This is a genomic window from Paracoccus sp. L-17, assembly GCF_056857655.1.
Genome location: NZ_JBSXNM010000035.1, coordinates 16,898 through 34,749 on the forward strand (window position 1 = coordinate 16,898; position 17,852 = coordinate 34,749).

Sequence of the window (17,852 nt, forward strand, 5' to 3'; positions counted from 1 at the left end):
GTCATGTCGTGTCGCTGCCGGTTCTAGGACGCGCGCGCCCCCGCCACAAGCCTGTCAGCCGCCGAAACCCGCCAGTCTTTCGGCAAGATGGGCGATTCCGTCCGCATCGACATTGGCGAAGGCCAGGCGGAAATGCCGCGCGCCCTCGGCATCGCCGCGGGGCACGAACATCGTGCCGGGAAGCGCCAGCACACCGGCCCCGCGCACCAGCCGGGGGGCCAGGTCGGCGGAACTCTCGGCGAAGGGATGTTCCACCCAGGCGAAATAGGCCCCGGCGCTTTTCAGCCGCCAGCCCGGCAGATCCGACATTGCCGCCACTGCCGCCGCGCGCCGCGCCAGGATCGCATCGCGTTCGCCGGCCAGCCAGTCGCGCAGGTTCTCGATCCCCCACAGGGCACCGATCTGGCCAAGCTGCGAGGTCGAGATGGCCACCGTATCGAGGAATTTCTCGACCTCGCGCAGCCGCGCCGTCGAGGCGATCATCGCGCCGACGCGGTGGCCGGTCAGCCGGTAGGCCTTGGAAAAACTGTAAAGCTGGATCAGCGTCTGGTCCCGCTCTGCGCGGCGCAGCAGGTCATGAGGGGCGCCAGTGCGGCTGTCGAAATCGCGATAGGTCTCGTCAAGCACCAGCGCCAGGCCGCGCCGCTGCGCCAGATCGAAGAAGGCCGCGACCAGATCCGCGGGATATTCCGCACCCGAAGGATTGTTCGGCGTGACCAGCACGATGGCTTTCGTGCGGGGACCGATCAGTTCTGCGGCCTCGGCCGGATCGGGCAACATGTCCTGGCGGCAGGGCAAGGGGCGCGTGATCACGCCCTGCATGTCCAGCCACATCTTGTGATTGAAATACCACGGCGCCGGCAGGATCACCTCGTCCCCCTGCCCGGCCAGCGTGGCCATTGCGGCGCAGAAGGCCTGATTGCAGCCCTGGGTGATCGCCACCTCATCCGGCGCGACCCGGCCGCCATAGGCGCGCGCGAATTCCGACGCCACGGCGGCGCGCAGATCGGCATTGCCCAGGACCGGGCCATAGAGATGCGCCTCGGGGCGGTTCAGCGCGGCCTCGGCGATGGCGCGGCAAAGTCCTTGCGGCGGCGGCTCTACCGGCGCGGCCTGGCTGACATTGATCAGCGGACGGTCTGGCGGGAAGTCCGCATCCTGCAACCAGCGCCGCGCCTCCATCACCGGCGGCGGAAAGGTGCCCGCAAGGGCGGGGTTCAGCGGCATCATGTCAGTCACGCTCCAGGCTGCGCAGATCGGAAAGGTCGGGCGGCAGCGACAGATCCAGCGACGGCTGCGGCATCGACGGCGCCACGGCATCCGATCCGCCTGACACGGCAGGATCGGCGGCATCGGACCGGGATCCGGCCGCCGCAGGATCGACGTTGGCGGGCTGCGGCACGGACTCGGCTGTCGCGGCAGGCGTGACAGCGGCTGCGTCCGGCGCGGTTTCATCGGCTGGCCGGGCGGGCGCAGTTCGCGCGGCATCCCCCTGCGAGGCGGTCGGGCGGGCCGGTGCTTCGTCCTGCGCGCCGGCCCCCGCCATCCTGGGCACCGCTGGCGCGGCGGGCGCCGAAATCGCATCGGGCCGCGTCAGGTCCGGCGCGTCGCCCGCGTCATCCTCGGGGCTGGCAAGAGCGGGGCCCCGGGCCGGTTCGGTCTGTGGCCGGCGGTTGTCGCCGGTCAGGGCGACGGGTGCGGGTTCGGCGGCGGGTGCGGCAACGGCCGGAGCCTCGGATTGCCGCATCCGCGACCCCGGCACGGCCAGCGGCGCGGGCATCTGCGGCGCAAGATCGCCGCCGCGCCCGAATTCCGAACCCACCGGCAGATCCACCGCCCCAGCCGAGGGCGCGCCTTCGGCCTGCGGCCGATCCGGCGCGGGCGTGGCTGACGCCCGTTCGGTCGGTCCGGCATCGTCCGGTGGCGTCGGCGTCCGGGCCTGCCCGGATCCGTCCGCCTCGGATGCGCGGGCCCCGGATTCGCGGGTCTCGGCTTCCCGAGAGACAGGTTCGGCAGAGACGGCATCGGCCGAGGCGGGCCCGTCGCCCGTCGCCTGCGCGGGTTTGGCGGCCCCGTCCTGCGGCACGGAGCCGGCGGTTTCGGGTGGGTTCGTCGCGGGTGGGGCCGTGCCCGGCAATGGCAGCGCCAACGACAGCGCGACCAGACCGGCGGCGCTGACGACGCCACCATGCAGCAAACCTGTCCAGAAACCGCGTGCCATGCGCCCCTTCACGTCCCGGCCGGGCTTGACCCCCCGGCGCGCTTTGGCCCATCTATAACGAACCCGCCCGCAAGGGGGAACCGCCCCCGAACCGCACCAGCCCGAGGCCGCCCGATGATCCTTCTGATCGACAATTACGACAGCTTCACCTGGAACCTCGTGCATTATCTGGGCGAGGCCGGGGCCGAGGTGGCCGTCCACCGCAACGACCGTATCGGCGTGGACGAGGCGCTGTCGATGGATCCTGACGGCATCGTGATCTCGCCCGGTCCCTGCGATCCGGCGCAGGCGGGGATTTGTCTCGACCTGATCCGCGCGGCAGCCGGGCGCCGGATTCCCCTGCTGGGCGTCTGTCTTGGCCATCAGGCCATCGGCGAGGCTTTCGGCGGCAGGATCGTGCGCGCCAATCGCATCCTGCATGGCAAGGTGGACGCCATCGACCATGACGGCAGCGGCGTCTTCGCCGGCCTGCCCTCGCCGCTGAAGGCCACACGCTATCATTCGCTGACCGTCCAGCCCGAAAGCCTGCCCGAATGCCTGCGCGTCACCGCGACCTCGGATGACGGTACGATCATGGGCCTGATCCACGCCGACCTGCCCATCGAGGGTGTCCAGTTCCACCCCGAATCGATCGCCTCGGAACATGGCCATGACATGATCCGCAACTTTCTGACCCGCTGCCGGACGAAAGCCGCCGCATGAGCACCGACATCCGTCCGCTGATCGGCATCGCCGCGACCCGGCCGCTGACCGGAACCGAGGCCGAGACGGCCTTTGCGGCGCTGTTCGACGGCGCCGCGACGCCGGCACAGATCGGCGGTCTGCTGATGGCGCTGCGCGTGCGCGGCGAGACCGTGGACGAAATCGCCGCCGCCGCCCGCGCCATGCGCAAGCGGATGAACCGGGTCCACGCGCCGGCCGGGGCGATGGATATCGTCGGCACCGGAGGCGACGGCAAGGGCACGTTGAACATCTCGACCGCGGCGGCCTTCGTGGTGGCCGGCGCGGGCGTGACGGTGGCCAAGCATGGCAACCGGAACCTGTCCTCGAAATCGGGCGCGGCGGACGCGCTGACGCAGATGGGGATCAACGTGATGGGCGGTCCCGCCGTGGCGCAACAGGCGCTGGATGTTGCGGGCATCTGCTTCATGATGGCGCCCATGCATCACCCGGCCATGCGCCACGTCGGTCCGCCGCGCACCGAACTGGGCACGCGAACGGTGTTCAACCTGCTTGGCCCGCTGACCAATCCCGCCTCGGTCCGCCGGCAGTTGACCGGCGCATTTTCAGCGCAATGGATCCGCCCCATGGCCGAAGTGCTGCGCGATCTGGGTTCGGATGCGGCCTGGCTGGTCCATGGCGGCGACGGCACGGATGAACTGAGCATCGCGGGCGAAAGCCATGTCGCCGCCCTGAAGGATGGCGGCATCACCGAATTCACCATCACGCCCGAAGATGCCGGCCTGCCACGCCACCCATTCGCGGCGATCATCGGCGGCGAGCCGCGCGACAACGCGAAGGCATTCATCGCCCTGCTGGACGGCGCCGAAAGCGCCTATCGCGACGCCGTTCTGCTGAACGCGGCGGCAGCACTGCTGGTGGCGGACAAGGTGGCCGACCTTCGCGAAGGGGCCGCGATGGCGGCCCGATCCATCGACAGCGGCGCGGCCCGAGCAAAGCTGAAACAGCTTGCCGCCGTCACCGGCCCGCCGCCCGAAACGTGATTCCGCCGGCGCCCTGGGCGCATCTGCCCTTCTTTCAGCAGACATGGCCCGGCATCCGCGACCGGCTGGATATGGCGGATGGCTGGTTGCCCGGCCCCGACCGGCTTTTTGCGGCCCTCGATGCGATTTCGCCGCATCAGGTCCGGGTGGTCATCCTGGGGCAGGATCCCTACCCGACGCCGGGCCATGCCAACGGGCTTGCCTTTTCGGTCGCGCCCGGCATCGCCGTGCCGCGCAGCCTGAAAAACATCTTCGCCGAACTTCGCGACGATCTGGGCGCGGCCCCGGCCACGGGCGATCTGTCGGCCTGGGCCGAACAGGGGGTTCTGTTGCTGAACACCGCGCTGTCGGTGCTGCCCGGCCAGGCCGGCGCCCATGCCGGATGGGGTTGGCAGGCCCTGGCCCGCGACGCCATGGCCGAGGCGCAGAAACACGGCCCCCTCGCCTTCGTGCTCTGGGGCGCCCATGCACAGAGGGCTGCGTCCGGCCTGCCGCGCAAGCAGGATCTGGTCATCGCCACCGCGCATCCTTCACCGCTGTCGGCGCGGCGCGGCTTTTTCGGCAGCCGCCCCTTCGGCCATATCAATCGCTGGCTGGAGAGGCAGGGCCGGACCCCGATCGACTGGGCGAAGCCGCACGCTCTTCCCTCGTCGCCCCGGCAAGGCTAGAAGCAATCCATGGATATTCTCGACACGATCAAGGCCTACAAACTGGACGAGATCGCGGCCGCCAAGGCCGCCCGTCCGCTTGCCGAAATCGAAGACGCCGCCCGCGCCGCGCCGGCACCGCGCGGTTTCGCCGCCGCGCTGACCGCGAGGGCCGCGACCGGCCCCGCCCTGATTGCCGAAATCAAGAAGGCCAGTCCGTCCAAGGGCCTGATCCGCCCCGATTTCGACCCGCCCTCGCTGGCCCGCGCCTATGCCGCGGGGGGCGCCGCCTGCCTGTCGGTCCTGACCGACGCGCCCAGTTTCCAGGGCGCGCCCGATTATCTGGCAGACGCGCACGCGGCCTGCGACCTGCCGGTCTTGCGCAAGGATTTTCTCCACGACACCTATCAGGTCGCCGAGGCTCGTGCCTGGGGCGCCGATTGCATCCTGATCATCATGGCTTCGGTCGATGACGCGCTGGCCGCCGAGCTTGAGGATGCTGCCCGCCATTGGGGCATGGACGCGCTGATCGAGGTCCACGACGCGGCGGAGCTGGACCGCGCGCTGCGGCTGGCATCGCCGCTGATCGGGGTCAACAACCGCAATCTGCGGACCTTCGAGGTGACGCTGGACGTGACCCGCGATCTGGCCCCGCGCATCCCCGCGGGCCGCGATCTGGTTTGCGAAAGCGGCCTTTTCACCTCGTCCGATCTGGCACGGATGATGGCTGTCGGCGCATCGCGTTTCCTGATCGGTGAAAGCCTGATGCGGCAGGACGACGTGGCTGCGGCGACGCGGGCCATCCTCGACACCGCCAAGGCCGCCGCGCCATGAGCCTGACCCATTTCGACAAGGCCGGACAGGCGCATATGGTCGATGTCTCGGGCAAGCCGGACACAGCGCGCGAGGCAGTGGCCGAAGGTTGTGTGATCATGGCGCCCGAAACGCTGGCCCTGGCCCAGGACGGGACCAAGAAGGGCGATGTGATGGGCGTTGCGCGTCTGGCCGGAATCATGGCGGCCAAGCGCACAGCCGACCTGATCCCGTTGTGCCATCCCCTGCCCATCGCCAGGGTCGCACTTGATCTGACGCCGGATCCGGATCTTCCCGGCATCCGCGTCACGGCGACCGTCCGCACAACCGGCCGCACCGGCGTCGAGATGGAGGCCCTGACCGCCGTCACCGTCGCCTGCCTGACGATCTACGACATGCTGAAGGCGGCGCAGAAGGACATGCGGATCGACGCCATCCGCCTGCTGCGCAAGGAAGGCGGCAAGTCCGGTCTCTACGAGGCCCGCCCGTGATCCCCGTCGATGAGGCCCTGTCGCGCGTTCTCGCGCTGGCTCCGGCGCCGCGGCCGGATCTGGTTCCGCTGGAACGCGCCGCGGGCCGCGCGCTGCTGGAGCCGGCGCGCGCGCGTCTGACCCAACCGCCTTTCGATGCCGCCGCAATGGACGGCTATGCGCTGCGCTCGCGCGATCTGGACGGGCCGCTGCGCGTCGCCGGCACCTCTGCCGCGGGCCATCCATGGTCGGGCGAGGCCGTGCCCGGAACCGCCATCCGCATCTTTACCGGCGCACCCGTTCCGCCCGGCTATGATCGCGTCGTGATGCAGGAAAACACCGTCCGCGAGGGCGACAGCCTCAGCGTTGCCACACGCAGCGATGCCACCCATATCCGCCTGCGCGGCGGCGATTTCGCAGAAGGTGATGTGCTGCCATCCGGGCGAAAGCTGACGGCGGCCGATATCGGCTTGCTGGCAGCGATGAATGTTCCGCAGGTGGTCGTCGCAGACCAGCCCCGCGTCGCGATTCTCGCGGGCGGCGACGAACTGGTCCGGCCGGGTCAGATGCCGCAGCCCGGCCAGATCGTCAGTTCCAACGATCTCGCCATCGCCGCGCTGGCCGCCGAGGCAGGCGCCGTGCCGCGGATCCTGCCCATCGCGCGAGACAGCGAGGCCAGCCTGCGCGACAGCCTGGCCTCGGCCGCGGATGCCGATCTGATCGTCACCATCGGCGGCGCCTCGGTCGGAGATCATGATCTGGTCGGCAAGGTCGCGGCCGACCTGGGCATGGACCGCGCCTTCTACAAGATCGCGATGCGGCCCGGAAAACCGCTGATGGCCGGAACAATCAGCCGGTCCGCCATGCTTGGACTACCAGGAAATCCTGTTTCTGCAATTGTTTGCGGAATTTTGTTCATGCAACCTCTGATCCTTCGGATGCAGGGGCTGGATGCGGGACACCGCATCGGACGCGCCCGTCTTGCCCGCGATCTGGCCCCCGAGGGCGATCGCCAGCATTACCTGCGGGCCGGCCTTGAAGACGGGCCTGACCTGCCGCTGATCAATCCGTTCCGCGACCAGGATTCCGCCCGCCTGTCGCTGATGGCGCAGGCTGACGCCCTGCTGGTCAGGCCCGCCGGCGACCCCGCCCGCAGGGCCGGCGACGTGGTCTGCTTTCTGCCGCTTCGCCGCTGAGCCTTAACCGATTTTTCATCACGATGCGCGCAGATTGTTGACGCGATTCGGCCGATCGGCTAGAACATTCGCGGAACACTTCGGGGCAAGGACGGGCCGATGCTGACCAGGAAACAAATCCAGCTGCTGGAATTCATTCAGAAGCGCATGGCGCGCGACGGTGTCCCGCCCTCTTTCGACGAGATGAAGGATGCGCTGGATCTGCGCTCAAAATCCGGCATCCACCGGCTGGTGACGGCGCTTGAGGAACGTGGCTTCATCCGGCGTCTTCCCCATCGTGCCCGCGCGCTGGAAATCCTGCGCCTGCCGGATGCGCTGGCGGGGACGGACGGGGACACCCCGAAAGCTGCGGCCGGATTCTCGCCCCGCGTCATCTCGAATGATCGTCCGGGCCGTCCGCGCGGCGCGATGGACATCGTGGACAGCGCGGCCGTCGCATTGCCGCTGATGGGCCGGATCGCGGCGGGCGTCCCGATCGAGGCGATTTCCGAAATTTCGCACCATGTCTCGGTGCCCGGCACGATGCTGACGGGTCGCGACCATCATTACGCACTGGAGGTCAAGGGCGATTCGATGATCGAGGCGGGGATCAACGACGGCGACGTCGTGGTGATTCGCGAACAGGACAGCGCAGAGAACGGTGACATCATCGTCGCCCTGGTCGAAGGCCATGAGGCGACGCTGAAACGCTATCGCCGGCGCGGCGCGATGATCGCGCTGGAGGCGGCAAACCCTGCCTACGAAACCCGCATCCTGCCCGAGGAAAGTGTCCGCGTGCAGGGCCGCCTCGTCGGCCTGATCCGCAGCTATTGAGGGATCGCGGCGCGGCACCCTTGGCTGATCGCCCGCGAAGGGCCGCATTGCGACCGCTCGCATCGGTCTGGCCTGTCACAAGCTGACTGCCGGGTGGGTTCGTGTCCTCAGGCTGGCTGTCCCGGCCTTGCGGCATGGCCTCTGCCGCTCACAGATGTTCCAGAAAGCCCCGGCCGGCACGCGACAGCAATTCCTCGGCCAGGTCGGCCCCCATCGCCGGGCCGTCGGGAATTTCGCCTTTACGGCTGCCGCTGAACGCCTCGGCGCCGTCCGGGCGCAGGATTTCTCCGCGCAGGGTCAGTCGCGATCCGCTCAGCTCGGCCAGACCTGCGATCGGCGTCTGGCAGGATCCGTCCAGGCGCGCGAGGAAGGCGCGTTCGGCAGCGATGCGCTGACCGGTTTCGACATCATGGATGGCACGCAGGAGTGTCGCGGTCGCGTCATCGCCGGCCCGGCGCTCGACGCCGATGGCGCCCTGCGCCACCGCGGGAAGCATTTCGGCCGGATCGATCGGCCCGCGCGCCACATGCAGCATGTCCAGCCGTCGCAAGCCGGCCATGGCGAGAAAGGTCGCAACCGCCACGCCCTCTTCCAGCTTCCGCAGCCGGGTCTGGACGTTGCCGCGAAACTCGACCAGATGCAGATCGGGTCGCCGATGCGCCAACTGCGCCCGCCGGCGCAGGCTGGAAGAACCGACCACCGCGCCCTGCGGCAGATCCTGGATCGAGGCAACGTGCGGGGACACGAAGGCGTCGCGGACATCCTCGCGTGGCAGCAGGCAATCGATCAGCATTCCCTCGGGCTGAAGCGTCGGCATGTCCTTCATCGAATGGACCGCGATGTCGATCCGGCCCGCAGACAGCGCCTCTTCGATCTCACGCGTGAACAGGCCCTTGCCGCCGATTTCTTTCAGCGGGCGGTCGGTGATCCGGTCGCCGGTGGTCCTGATCACGACGATCTCGAACGCCTCGGCCGGCAGATCGTGGACGGCCATCAGGCGGGCGCGCGTCTCATGCGCCTGCGCCAGCGCCAGGACCGAGCCGCGGGTGCCGATCTTCAGGGGCTGCGAGGGGTCGGGCATCTGTGTCATGCGCCCGCCATAGCGGTCGGACGCGCGCTTGACAACGCCCGCACCCTCGCCTTGAAGGGCCGCAAAGGAGGTCCCATGACCAAGTTGCTGCTGCGCGCGCTGGCCGGTGAGGCGCTGCCCGTCCCGCCGATCTGGATGATGCGTCAGGCCGGGCGCTATCTGCCGGAATATCGCGCGACGCGCGCCCGAGCGGGCGATTTCCTGTCGCTGTGCTACAATCCCGAGCTGGCGGCCGAGGTGACGCTGCAACCGATCCGGCGGTTCGGCTTCGACGCCGCGATCCTCTTCGCCGATATTCTGCTGGTGCCGCAGGCGCTTGGCGCGGATCTGTGGTTTGTCGCCGGCGAGGGGCCGCGCCTCTCGACGATCACCAGCGCGGCGGGCGCGGCAGACCTTCGGCCGGCCGATGCGATCCATGACAGGCTGCATCCCGTCTATGAGACGGTGAAGATCCTGTCGCGCAATCTGCCTGCGCAGACCGCCCTGATCGGTTTTGCCGGCGCGCCCTGGACCGTCGCCACCTACATGATCGCCGGCCGCGGCACGCCCGATCAGGGTCCAGCGCATGATTTCAAGGCGGCGGACCGTGCGGCATTTTCGGCGCTGATCGACCGGATCACCGAGGCGACGATCCTGTATCTGTCGGCGCAGATCGAAGCGGGCGCCGAGGCGGTCAAGCTGTTCGACAGCTGGGCAGGCAGCCTGGCAGGCCCCGATTTCGACGATTTCGCGATCGCCCCCGCCCGTCGCATCATTGCCGCGCTGAAACAGCGCCACCCCGGCATCCCGGTCATCGCCTTTCCGCGCGGGGCGGCACAACGCTATGTCGGCTTTGCCCGTGCCACGGGCGCTGATTGCGTCGCGCTGGACACTTCGGTCAGTCCGGAATGGGCGGTCCGGAACGTGCAGATCGACGGCTGTGTCCAGGGCAATCTGGACCCGCGACACATGGTCACGGGCGGCAGGGATCTGATCGCCGAGGCGCAACGGATCACCCGCGCCTTTCGGGGCGGCCCGCATGTCTTCAATCTGGGTCATGGGATCACGCCCGAGGCCGACCCGGACAACGTCGCGGCCATGATCGAGGCGGTCCGAAGCGCATGATCTGGGTCGCGGCCACGTTGATCGCCGCGGTCGCGCAAACCGGACGGAATGCGGCGCAGGCCGGACTGACCGCCCGCGTCGGAACGACCGGCGCGACGGCAGTGCGTTTCGTCTTTGGCCTGCCCTTCGCGGCGGTGATGCTGCTGGCGCTGTGGCCGTTCATGGAATTGCCGATCATCGGCCCCGGCACGCTGGCCTTTGCCGGACTTGGTGCCGCGGCGCAGATTGCTGCGACGGCCTTCATGCTGCTGACCATGCGCGGCCAGAGCTTTGGCGTCGCCACCGCGCTGATGAAGACCGAACCGGTGACGCTGGCACTGATCGGCGCTCTGGTTCTGGCCGAGCCGCTGGGACCGGCACGGATGGGCGCGATCGGGGTGGCGACCCTGGGCGTCGTGCTGGCATCCGGGGCCAGCTGGTCGCAAGCGGGCCTGCGGCCGATCCTGAACGGCATTGCTGCGGGGGCATTGTTCGGGATCTCGGCCATCGGGTTTCGCGGCGCCTTGCTTGCGCTGCCCGAGGGCGGCTATTTTGCCCGGGCGCTGACGGTGCTGGTCCTGACCCTGGCCATGCAATCGGTGGCGATGCTGGCGTGGTTGTCGGCCTTCGATCGCGCGGCACTGCGCGGCATCACCGTCGAATGGCGGGTGTCACTGGCGGCCGGCGCGCTTGGCGCAATGGCGTCGCTGTTCTGGTTCGTGGGTTTCGCACTGACCCCCGCCGCCAATGTCCGCACCCTGGCACTGGTCGAGGTGGTGTTCGCGCAGATCGTTTCGGGCCGGCTGTTCCGCGAGGCCACGCAACGGCTGCAACTGGCCGGAATGGCGCTGATCGTGATCGGGGTCGGCTGGCTGCTGGCGGTGGCCATCGGCTGAGGGCGTCTTTCGCGTCCCGCGACGGCCGGGGGTTTTGCATCCCCCGGTCCCCCTGCCGCAACCATCCCTTCCCGCTGCTGTCGCCGGATGGGCGGATCGGCAAGGATCACGCGATCCTCAGACCCATTTCGCCAGCGGCGGCAGGCTCATCAGCACGGCATCGGCATTATGGCCGGTCTCCAGCCCGAACTTCGTGCCGCGATCATAGACCAGATTGTATTCGGCATAGAGGCCGCGATGTATCAGCTGCGCCTCGCGGTCGGCGTCGTCCCAGCCCTGCGCCATGCGTGCCTCGGCCAGCGGCAGGAAGGCGGGCAGGAAAGCCGCGCCAACATCGCGGGTAAAGGCGAAATCGGCCTGCCAGTCGCCAGTGCACAGATCGTCGTAGAAGATGCCACCGACCCCGCGCGCGCGGCCGCGATGGGGGATGAAGAAATATTCGTCCGCCCAGGCCTTGAAGCGGTCGTAATAATCGGCCCCGTGCGGCGCGCAGGCCGCACGCAGGGTGGCATGGAAATGCGCAGTATCATGGGGATATTCGATGCAGGGGTTCAGATCCGATCCGCCGCCGAACCACCAGGCGCCGGGCGTCCAGAACATGCGCGTGTTCATATGGACCGCCGGCGCATGAGGGTTCTGCATATGCGCGACAAGGCTGATCCCCGAGGCCCAGAACCGCGGGTCGCGGTCCATGCCGGGCACACCGCGTGCAGCCATGGCCGCCTGGGCCGCGGGGGCCAGCGTGCCATGAACCTCGGACCAGTTCACGCCGACCTTCTCGAAGACCCGGCCACCGCGCATGACCGACATCAGCCCGCCGCCGCCATCCTCGCCGCGTTGCGTGGGAGTGACGACGAATCGTCCCTCGGGTCCGTCGCCGGGGCCGCGATCCTCCAGCGATTCGAAGGCGGTCGTGATCCGGTCGCGCAATTCCCTGAACCAGCCGGCAGCCTGGCGGCGTTGGTCGTCCATGACGCTCTCCATTCTTGATTTGCCAAGCGACCGAACGCCCGGCTAGCATCGCCTCGCCGATGTAAAGAGACCGATCATGCGCCGCAACACCGCCTTCGCCCTTTCCGTTCCGCTGCTGCTGGCGGCCTGCGCGACCCCGCTACAGCAGTGCATCGGCCGCAACACCGATGAATATCGCACGGTCAGCCGCCTGCTGGCCGTGGTCGAGGGCAATCTGGCGCGTGGCTATGCCTGGGAAGAGCGCGAGGTGGTGCGCGACCGCCTGACCCAGTGCCGCGATCTGTATCGCGACAAGGAGGGGAACGTTCAGGTCAGCTATCGTCCCTGCTGGCAGGACTACGTCGATACCCAGCGTTACCGCGTGCCCATCGACCCGGCGGCCGAAACCCGCAAGCGCGACAACCTGGCGGCGCGCAAGACGGCGCTGGCCACCCAGGCGGCGGCCGCGGTTCGGGCCTGCAAGGCCGCCTATCCCGAAAAGCAGGGCTGAGATTACAGAACCTGCGCCGTGACCGGATCGGCAAGGCTGCGGCCGCCATCCACGGTCACGATCTGGCCGGTCACGAAGCGCGCGCCCTCGCTGACAAGATATTGCACCGTCTCGGCCACTTCGTCGGCGCCGCCGATCCGGCCCAGAGGCGTGCCCGAAATGATCTGGGCGCGCAGATCCATGTCATCGCGCAAGGCGCATTTCAGTTCGTGCGACATGATGCTGCTGAAGGACACGCCGTTCACCCTGATCCGATAGGGCGCCAGCGCCAGCGCCAGCCCGCGCGTCGATTGTTCCTGGGCCGCGCAGGCGATGGAATAGCCCAGCATCGACGGCACCGGCCGGCAGGCCGCCAGCGTCGAGATGTTCACGATGGCGCCCGCCTGCGCCAGATCGCGCTGGTCCTCGGCCTGCTTGATCATCCGCTTGGCAACCATCTGCGACAGCCGCAGGCCCGCGATCATGTTCTGACGCAGCATTTCCTCGAGCACGCCCGGATCGGTGTCCAGCGGATCCGAGCTTTTGACGAAGCGATGGGCGTTCACCAGAATGTCGATGCGTTCGAACGCATCCAGCGTGGCCGAAAGCAGGTTGGCCATGGCCAGCTTTTCGGTCATGTGGCCGACGAACTGGCGCACCGGGCCGGTCTCGGTATCATAATCCGAGACCTGGGATTCCAGCGCCTCTTCGTCGCTGTCGGCAAACATGACGTTCGCCCCCCGCTCGACCAGATGCTGGGCAATGGCAAGGCCGATCCCGCGCGCGGCGCCGGTGACTATGGCGGTCTTTCCCTGAACGGACATGCTCATCCGCGTTTTCCTTGCATCCTGCGGGTGCCGCGGCGGGCGCCGCTGGCCTCGATGATCTTGAAGCGCGCATCGCCTCCGGTTTCGGTGACTTGCGCAAAATGCCGCGCCAGGGCGGCCTCGTAGGGCAGATGGCGGTTGGCGACCATCCACAGCCGGCCCGCCCCGGTCAGAAGCCGCGCGGCCGAGGCGATGAAGGCCGCACCCAGCCGGGGATCGGCATCGCGCCCGTCATGGAAGGGCGGGTTCATGATCACGCCGTTCACCGGATCGGCCAGGGCCACGTCACGCGCATCGGCCCAGTGAAAACGGGCGCGCGGATCGGCGATGTTGTCGCGCGCCGATTGCAGTGCGGCATTGTCGGCCTCGACCAGATGGATCACCTCGACCCCCGGCCGCGACAGCGCCTGCGCCGCCAGCCAGCCCCAGCCGGCGCCCAGGTCGACCATCCTCGACGGCAGCCGCTCCGGCAGGTGCCGCGCCAGCAAGGCCGATCCCGGATCGATCCCATCGGCGGAAAAGACGCCGGGCCGGGTGACAAATCCGGGCGCGACGTGGTTCGGGCGGGCTGCCCAGCCGGCGGGCAGCCAGTCGCCCGCCGGCAGCGTCAGGCGAAAGATCTTGCCATGCGCCTTGCTGTGGACCTCGTCGATCCCGGCCAGGTCGCGCAACTCTTTCAGGATCGAATCGACACCATCGGTCTTTTGCCCGTCGATCCAGAGCGGAGCGCCGGCGGAAAGGCACGCTGCGGCCTCGGCGATCCGGGCGCGGGCCTCGGGCTTGGCGCGCGGCAGGAACACCAGCGCGGCCTCGAAACGCCCCTCGGCCTGGGTTGTGACATCAAAGCCGCGTGCGGCAAGCGCATGATGGTCGGGGAAATGTCGCTGCTGGATCACCATGCGATCGGGACCCAGCGGGGCAAGATCGTCCGCTGCACGCGCACCGATCACAAGGAAACGTCCCTCGGGCACCGAGTCCGCGAGGGCCAGCGAAAGTCGGGTGCCGGTCACGGGTTACTCTTTTTCCATGGTGCATTGCAGCGGATGCTGCTGACGCCGGGCCAGTTCCATGACCTGCGCCACCTTGGTCTCGGCCACTTCATGCGAAAAGACCCCGACCACCGCGACCCCCTTGCGGTGGACGGTCAGCATGATCTCGATCGCCTGGGCATGGGTCATGTTGAAAAGCCGTTCCAGGACATGCACGACGAATTCCATCGGCGTGAAATCGTCGTTCAGCATCAAGACCTTGTACATCGGCGGTCGCTGCGGTCGGGTATGCGGCTTAACGGCCAGATCCTGTTGGTCGTCGGGCTTGTCGCTGTCGCTCATCCATTGCGTCATGAGTGTCCGTGAGGCCTTCCGGTCCTGTGTTCCGGGCCCGCATCGCGGCCGACCCTTCGTCCATGGGCGAATATAAGCGTTTTGGCGGGCGATGAAAGCCCCGGATCCCATACGCGGGCAAGGTGGAAAATAGTGCAAATCCAAGGTTACATGCACAGAAATCTCATGCTATTGTGATTTTATTAAGAACGGGTATGCGACAAAAGACATGCCCGCACGAGGCAGAGAGACAGTGACATTGACCCATTCTCTACGCTTGGCCCGGCCATGGGCTTTCCTTCTGTTGGCCATGCTGGCACCGGCAAGTCTGTCGGCCGCACCCTTCGCAGCCTATGTGATGGACGCCCGGAACGGTCAGCCGATCTATTCACAGAACGCCAACACACCGCTGCATCCTGCATCCCTGACCAAGATGATGACGCTTTACATGGCGTTCACCGCGATCGAGCGCGGGCAGGTGCGGCTGGATTCACTGTTCACGGTATCGTCGAACGCCGCGGCCGAACCGCCCTCGAAACTTGGTCTGCGGGCGGGGCAGAAGATAGAACTGCGCTATCTGATCCGGGCGGCGGCGATCAAGTCGGCCAACGACGCCGCCACCACCATCGGTGAAGGCCTGGCAGGGTCCGAGGCGGCCTTTGCCCAGCAGATGACCCAGATGGCACGCGCCCTGGGGATGCGGAACACGCAATTCAGGAACGCGAACGGTCTGACGACCCAGGGGCATTATTCCACCGCCCAGGACATGTCGATCCTTGGCCGCCGCCTGTTCTATGATTTCCCTCAATATTACAACCTGTTCTCGCGCCGTTCGGCGGATGCGGGAATCGCCAAGGTGTCTTCGACCAACAAGCGGTTCCTGGATGCCTACAAGGGCGCTGACGGCATCAAGACCGGATATACCCGCGCGGCAGGGTTCAACCTGACCGCTTCGGCGCAGCGCGGCAACAAGCGGCTGATCGCGACCGTGTTCGGTGGCACATCGACCGCGCAGCGCAATCAGTTGATGGCGCAATTGCTGGACGCGGGATTCTCGCGCGTTCGCGACCGGGTCAGCGAGGTCCGGCCTCAGCCGCCACGTTACCTGGCCAAGAAGGTCGTGCGCAGGGCCCAGGTCCAGCCCAGCACGGCGGCGACCCGGCCGCAGCCGCAGCGCCTGGTTCTGTCGGCCTCCGAAAAGCCTGCGCGCCGCTCGGCGGTTCCGGTCAGCGACCCGGTGCAGATCGCGGAGGCGGTCCGTCAGGCCGCTGCCGCCCAGCCGGCTGCCGATGGCAACAAACTGCTACTGGCCTCCAGCATCCGTCCCAACCGCCGTCCGGTCGCCGAGGGCGACGCAGTGGAAGAGGCCATTGCCAGCGCTGTCGCCTCGACCGAGGCCGCACCGCGGCAATCGGCAAGTCTTGCTGCCGGCCTGCTGTCGGAATCGTCCCGCCCGGCCCCGGCACCCCGGTCGCGCGGCACGCAAACCGCCTCGCTGGTCGCCTCGGCGGAAAAGGGTCAGGACCCGGAGGCCATCGCCCGGGCCGTCGCCGCCGCGGTTCCGAAACAGGGTGATGCGATGTCGCTTATGGCCTCTGAAGCGCCGAAGCCGCGTTCGGATTCGGTGATCCTTGCCGCGATGGGCGAAGGCGACCGGTCCGAGCCGGAACCGCTGGAGATCGTCTCGCGCGCCTCTGACGGCAGCCGGAATTGGGGGGTGTCGCTGGGTCTGTACCGCTCCAGGGCCGAAGCCGACCAGTTGCTGATCCGCAGCGCCTTGCAGGACGGCGCGGTGCTTGGGAATGCGCAGCGCAATATCGCCAATACGATTCGCGGTTTCGAACCCAAGTTCGTCAATCTTGACAAGGCCGGCGCACAACTGGTCTGCGAAAGATTCCGGACCCGCTCGCAGGATTGCAAGGTGATCGGACCCTGAGCGCGCTGTGATGCGCCAAAACCGAACCGGGCGGGGCCTTCCCGCCCGTTTTTGCTGCGCGCTTTTCCAGCCTCGCTTTTTGTGGTCCGGTGACTTCGGATCTGGTGTCGTGTTCCGCGCCAGCCGGCCCAAGGCGCGAGGAATGCAGAGATTGGCCCGGTCAGATGGGGTGATGGCCTCATGGTCGCAAACGGCAAGCCCGGGCCGTGGCGACAACCCGTCCGCGCCGCTTGCGTCACCTGCGACGCTTGGACAATGATCTGCGGATGAACGGAAAAATTCGTCCGGGTGCAACCGGAACCCTCTCTCGTCCGTGATTGTTCGACAGGACGACCTGCGGAGACCCGACCGAGATGCGCTTTTTCAAGGCCGCGATGCTGATTGCCGTTACCGCCCTCAGCCTTGGCGGATGCGCCGCCCTGCTGGACAATCAGGTCGAGCGGCGTGCCGAAGCGGCCGAACGGCGTTTTCCCCCGACCGGTCAGTTGCTCGAAGTGAACGGCCTGACGGTTCATGCCGACATTCGCGGGCAAGGTCCGGATCTGGTCCTGCTGCACGGTGCCAGCGGCAGCAGCCGCGATTTCACCTTCGACCTGGTCGGGCGCCTGCAGGACAGATACCGCGTCATCACCTTCGATCGACCCGGTCTGGGATGGACCGATCCCTTGCCCGAAGGCAACGACGACCCGCGCCGTCAGGCCGATCTTCTGCGCCAGGCGGCCGACCAGCTTGGCGTGCGCAATCCTGTCGTTCTGGGCCACAGTTATGGCGGCGCGGTTGCGATGGCATGGGCCTTGGGCGATCCCGACGGCACCGCCGCGCTGGTGCTGCTGGCGGGGGCGACCTACCCCTGGGAAGGTGAGCTTGGCGGATTGTCGCCCTTTCTCGCCACTCCCTTTGGCAGGGCCGTGGTCGCACCGATGATCTCGGCCTTCGCGCCGAAATCCACCGTCGATCGCGCGATCGCCGAGATTTTCGCGCCCAATCCGGTGCCGGACGGCTACGCCTCCTACGTCGGCGCCGAACTGACGCTGCGACAGGGCAGTCTGCTGGCCAATGCGCAGCAGGTGGCGAATCTGAAACCCTATCTCGAAAAGATGGCGCCGCTCTATCCAGGTCTGAACCAGCCGATCGAGATCGTGCATGGCGATGCCGATACGACTGTCGGACTGGACATTCACTCGCGCCGCATGGTGCGCGAGGTGCCGAGCGCCCGTCTGACGGTGCTGAAGGATGTGGGCCATATGCCTCATCACGCCGCCCCGGACCAGGTCGTGGCCGCCATCGACCGCGCCGCCGCCCGCGCCGGGCTGCGATGACGCGCCGTCGTGAAACCGCAAGCAAGGCCCGACTTGCCCGGGCCGAGGCAGACA

General features: G+C 67.8%; 19 protein-coding genes. 12 read left to right on the forward strand and 7 right to left on the reverse strand.

Translation table 11 applies throughout. The features are described from left to right. Window positions 1-54: 54 nt before the first annotated feature. Together AC13CR_RS07895 and AC13CR_RS07900 are read right to left on the reverse strand one after the other, a co-directional pair. Window positions 55-1,230, reverse strand: a complete 1,176-nt coding sequence (locus tag AC13CR_RS07895) for an aminotransferase (RefSeq protein ID WP_292958304.1) — start codon at window positions 1,228-1,230, stop codon at window positions 55-57. Between the two features lies 1 nt (window position 1,231). After that, window positions 1,232-2,221: a hypothetical protein gene (locus AC13CR_RS07900; protein ID WP_292958306.1), complete on the reverse strand. Its 990-nt coding sequence runs from the start codon at window positions 2,219-2,221 to the stop codon at window positions 1,232-1,234. Window positions 2,222-2,335: 114 nt separating this feature from the next. On the opposite strand from AC13CR_RS07900, the gene AC13CR_RS07905 reads away from it, so the two are divergent. The 7 genes from AC13CR_RS07905 (at window position 2,336) to lexA (ending at window position 7,884) form a co-directional block, all read left to right on the forward strand. Next, window positions 2,336-2,923: an anthranilate synthase component II gene (locus AC13CR_RS07905; protein ID WP_292958308.1), complete on the forward strand. Its 588-nt coding sequence runs from the start codon at window positions 2,336-2,338 to the stop codon at window positions 2,921-2,923. Next, window positions 2,920-3,945 carry an anthranilate phosphoribosyltransferase gene (trpD, locus tag AC13CR_RS07910; RefSeq protein WP_292958310.1) on the forward strand — a complete coding sequence of 342 codons (1,026 nt, stop codon included), beginning with the start codon at window positions 2,920-2,922 and terminating at the stop codon, window positions 3,943-3,945. Before AC13CR_RS07905 ends, trpD begins: the two co-directional genes overlap by 4 nt. Continuing rightward, window positions 3,942-4,613 carry a uracil-DNA glycosylase gene (locus tag AC13CR_RS07915; protein ID WP_446236254.1) on the forward strand — a complete coding sequence of 224 codons (672 nt, stop codon included), beginning with the start codon at window positions 3,942-3,944 and terminating at the stop codon, window positions 4,611-4,613. The genes trpD and AC13CR_RS07915 overlap by 4 nt, the downstream gene beginning before the upstream one ends. A 9-nt stretch (window positions 4,614-4,622) precedes the next feature. After that, window positions 4,623-5,426: an indole-3-glycerol phosphate synthase TrpC gene (gene trpC / locus AC13CR_RS07920; RefSeq protein WP_292958314.1), complete on the forward strand. Its 804-nt coding sequence runs from the start codon at window positions 4,623-4,625 to the stop codon at window positions 5,424-5,426. Then, window positions 5,423-5,896: a cyclic pyranopterin monophosphate synthase MoaC gene (gene moaC / locus AC13CR_RS07925; RefSeq protein WP_292958316.1), complete on the forward strand. Its 474-nt coding sequence runs from the start codon at window positions 5,423-5,425 to the stop codon at window positions 5,894-5,896. The genes trpC and moaC overlap by 4 nt, the downstream gene beginning before the upstream one ends. Continuing rightward, window positions 5,893-7,071 carry a molybdopterin molybdotransferase MoeA gene (locus AC13CR_RS07930; protein WP_293013947.1) on the forward strand — a complete coding sequence of 393 codons (1,179 nt, stop codon included), beginning with the start codon at window positions 5,893-5,895 and terminating at the stop codon, window positions 7,069-7,071. The genes moaC and AC13CR_RS07930 overlap by 4 nt, the downstream gene beginning before the upstream one ends. Window positions 7,072-7,170: 99 nt before the next feature. Further along, the gene (gene lexA / locus AC13CR_RS07935; RefSeq protein WP_292958320.1) at window positions 7,171-7,884 is read left to right on the forward strand and encodes a transcriptional repressor LexA; all 714 of its coding nucleotides are present in this window, start codon (window positions 7,171-7,173) and stop codon (window positions 7,882-7,884) included. Between the two features lie 148 nt (window positions 7,885-8,032). Here lexA and hemC read toward each other — a convergent pair whose 3' ends face one another. Then, complete coding sequence (hemC, locus tag AC13CR_RS07940) at window positions 8,033-8,974, reverse strand: hydroxymethylbilane synthase (RefSeq protein ID WP_292958322.1); 942 nt, start codon at window positions 8,972-8,974, stop codon at window positions 8,033-8,035. A gap of 75 nt (window positions 8,975-9,049) precedes the next feature. Between hemC and hemE the strand changes: the two genes are divergently transcribed. Continuing rightward, complete coding sequence (gene hemE / locus AC13CR_RS07945) at window positions 9,050-10,078, forward strand: uroporphyrinogen decarboxylase (RefSeq protein ID WP_292978585.1); 1,029 nt, start codon at window positions 9,050-9,052, stop codon at window positions 10,076-10,078. Continuing rightward, window positions 10,075-10,953: a DMT family transporter gene (locus AC13CR_RS07950; RefSeq protein WP_292955731.1), complete on the forward strand. Its 879-nt coding sequence runs from the start codon at window positions 10,075-10,077 to the stop codon at window positions 10,951-10,953. The genes hemE and AC13CR_RS07950 overlap by 4 nt, the downstream gene beginning before the upstream one ends. A 117-nt stretch (window positions 10,954-11,070) precedes the next feature. Here the strand turns inward: AC13CR_RS07950 and hemF are convergent, their stop codons facing one another. After that, window positions 11,071-11,937 (reverse strand): oxygen-dependent coproporphyrinogen oxidase, encoded by an 867-nt coding sequence (gene hemF / locus AC13CR_RS07955; RefSeq protein ID WP_292955734.1) that lies wholly within the window; start codon window positions 11,935-11,937, stop codon window positions 11,071-11,073. Window positions 11,938-12,001: 64 nt separating this feature from the next. Between hemF and AC13CR_RS07960 the strand changes: the two genes are divergently transcribed. Then, window positions 12,002-12,415 (forward strand): hypothetical protein, encoded by a 414-nt coding sequence (locus tag AC13CR_RS07960; RefSeq protein ID WP_292955737.1) that lies wholly within the window; start codon window positions 12,002-12,004, stop codon window positions 12,413-12,415. Window positions 12,416-12,417: 2 nt separating this feature from the next. On the opposite strand, the gene AC13CR_RS07965 is transcribed toward AC13CR_RS07960, so the two are convergent. From AC13CR_RS07965 to clpS, 3 genes are read right to left on the reverse strand one after another with little or no spacing between them, the layout of a single operon-like run. After that, a complete protein-coding gene (locus tag AC13CR_RS07965; protein ID WP_292955740.1) occupies window positions 12,418-13,224 on the reverse strand; it encodes an SDR family NAD(P)-dependent oxidoreductase in 807 nt (268 codons plus the stop codon). Next, the gene (locus tag AC13CR_RS07970) at window positions 13,221-14,231 is read right to left on the reverse strand and encodes a class I SAM-dependent methyltransferase (RefSeq protein WP_292955743.1); all 1,011 of its coding nucleotides are present in this window, start codon (window positions 14,229-14,231) and stop codon (window positions 13,221-13,223) included. Before AC13CR_RS07970 ends, AC13CR_RS07965 begins: the two co-directional genes overlap by 4 nt. A 3-nt stretch (window positions 14,232-14,234) precedes the next feature. Further along, complete coding sequence (gene clpS / locus AC13CR_RS07975) at window positions 14,235-14,552, reverse strand: ATP-dependent Clp protease adapter ClpS (RefSeq protein WP_292955746.1); 318 nt, start codon at window positions 14,550-14,552, stop codon at window positions 14,235-14,237. 301 nt (window positions 14,553-14,853) lie between these two features. On the opposite strand from clpS, the gene AC13CR_RS07980 reads away from it, so the two are divergent. Both AC13CR_RS07980 and AC13CR_RS07985 read left to right on the forward strand, forming a co-directional pair. Continuing rightward, the gene (locus AC13CR_RS07980) at window positions 14,854-16,479 is read left to right on the forward strand and encodes a D-alanyl-D-alanine carboxypeptidase family protein (protein ID WP_446236460.1); all 1,626 of its coding nucleotides are present in this window, start codon (window positions 14,854-14,856) and stop codon (window positions 16,477-16,479) included. A 353-nt stretch (window positions 16,480-16,832) separates the two neighbouring features. Then, the gene (locus tag AC13CR_RS07985) at window positions 16,833-17,798 is read left to right on the forward strand and encodes an alpha/beta fold hydrolase (RefSeq protein ID WP_292955752.1); all 966 of its coding nucleotides are present in this window, start codon (window positions 16,833-16,835) and stop codon (window positions 17,796-17,798) included. Window positions 17,799-17,852 lie beyond the last annotated feature (54 nt).

What these genes read in the sequence shown, in the direction of transcription:
- trpD (WP_292958310.1), top strand. Translation starts at nt 2,920, where the DNA reads ATGAGCACCGACATCCGTCCGCTGATCGGCATCGCCGCGACCCGGCCG.
- trpC (WP_292958314.1), top strand. Translation starts at nt 4,623, where the DNA reads ATGGATATTCTCGACACGATCAAGGCCTACAAACTGGACGAGATCGCG.
- hemC (WP_292958322.1), bottom strand. Translation starts at nt 8,974, where the DNA reads ATGACACAGATGCCCGACCCCTCGCAGCCCCTGAAGATCGGCACCCGC.
- AC13CR_RS07985 (WP_292955752.1), top strand. Translation starts at nt 16,833, where the DNA reads ATGCGCTTTTTCAAGGCCGCGATGCTGATTGCCGTTACCGCCCTCAGC.
- AC13CR_RS07905 (WP_292958308.1), top strand. Translation starts at nt 2,336, where the DNA reads ATGATCCTTCTGATCGACAATTACGACAGCTTCACCTGGAACCTCGTG.
- AC13CR_RS07980 (WP_446236460.1), top strand. Translation starts at nt 14,854, where the DNA reads ATGCTGGCACCGGCAAGTCTGTCGGCCGCACCCTTCGCAGCCTATGTG.
- AC13CR_RS07960 (WP_292955737.1), top strand. Translation starts at nt 12,002, where the DNA reads ATGCGCCGCAACACCGCCTTCGCCCTTTCCGTTCCGCTGCTGCTGGCG.
- AC13CR_RS07900 (WP_292958306.1), bottom strand. Translation starts at nt 2,221, where the DNA reads ATGGCACGCGGTTTCTGGACAGGTTTGCTGCATGGTGGCGTCGTCAGC.
- hemF (WP_292955734.1), bottom strand. Translation starts at nt 11,937, where the DNA reads ATGGAGAGCGTCATGGACGACCAACGCCGCCAGGCTGCCGGCTGGTTC.
- moaC (WP_292958316.1), top strand. Translation starts at nt 5,423, where the DNA reads ATGAGCCTGACCCATTTCGACAAGGCCGGACAGGCGCATATGGTCGAT.
- lexA (WP_292958320.1), top strand. Translation starts at nt 7,171, where the DNA reads ATGCTGACCAGGAAACAAATCCAGCTGCTGGAATTCATTCAGAAGCGC.
- hemE (WP_292978585.1), top strand. Translation starts at nt 9,050, where the DNA reads ATGACCAAGTTGCTGCTGCGCGCGCTGGCCGGTGAGGCGCTGCCCGTC.
- AC13CR_RS07965 (WP_292955740.1), bottom strand. Translation starts at nt 13,224, where the DNA reads ATGAGCATGTCCGTTCAGGGAAAGACCGCCATAGTCACCGGCGCCGCG.
- clpS (WP_292955746.1), bottom strand. Translation starts at nt 14,552, where the DNA reads ATGAGCGACAGCGACAAGCCCGACGACCAACAGGATCTGGCCGTTAAG.
- AC13CR_RS07895 (WP_292958304.1), bottom strand. Translation starts at nt 1,230, where the DNA reads ATGATGCCGCTGAACCCCGCCCTTGCGGGCACCTTTCCGCCGCCGGTG.
- AC13CR_RS07950 (WP_292955731.1), top strand. Translation starts at nt 10,075, where the DNA reads ATGATCTGGGTCGCGGCCACGTTGATCGCCGCGGTCGCGCAAACCGGA.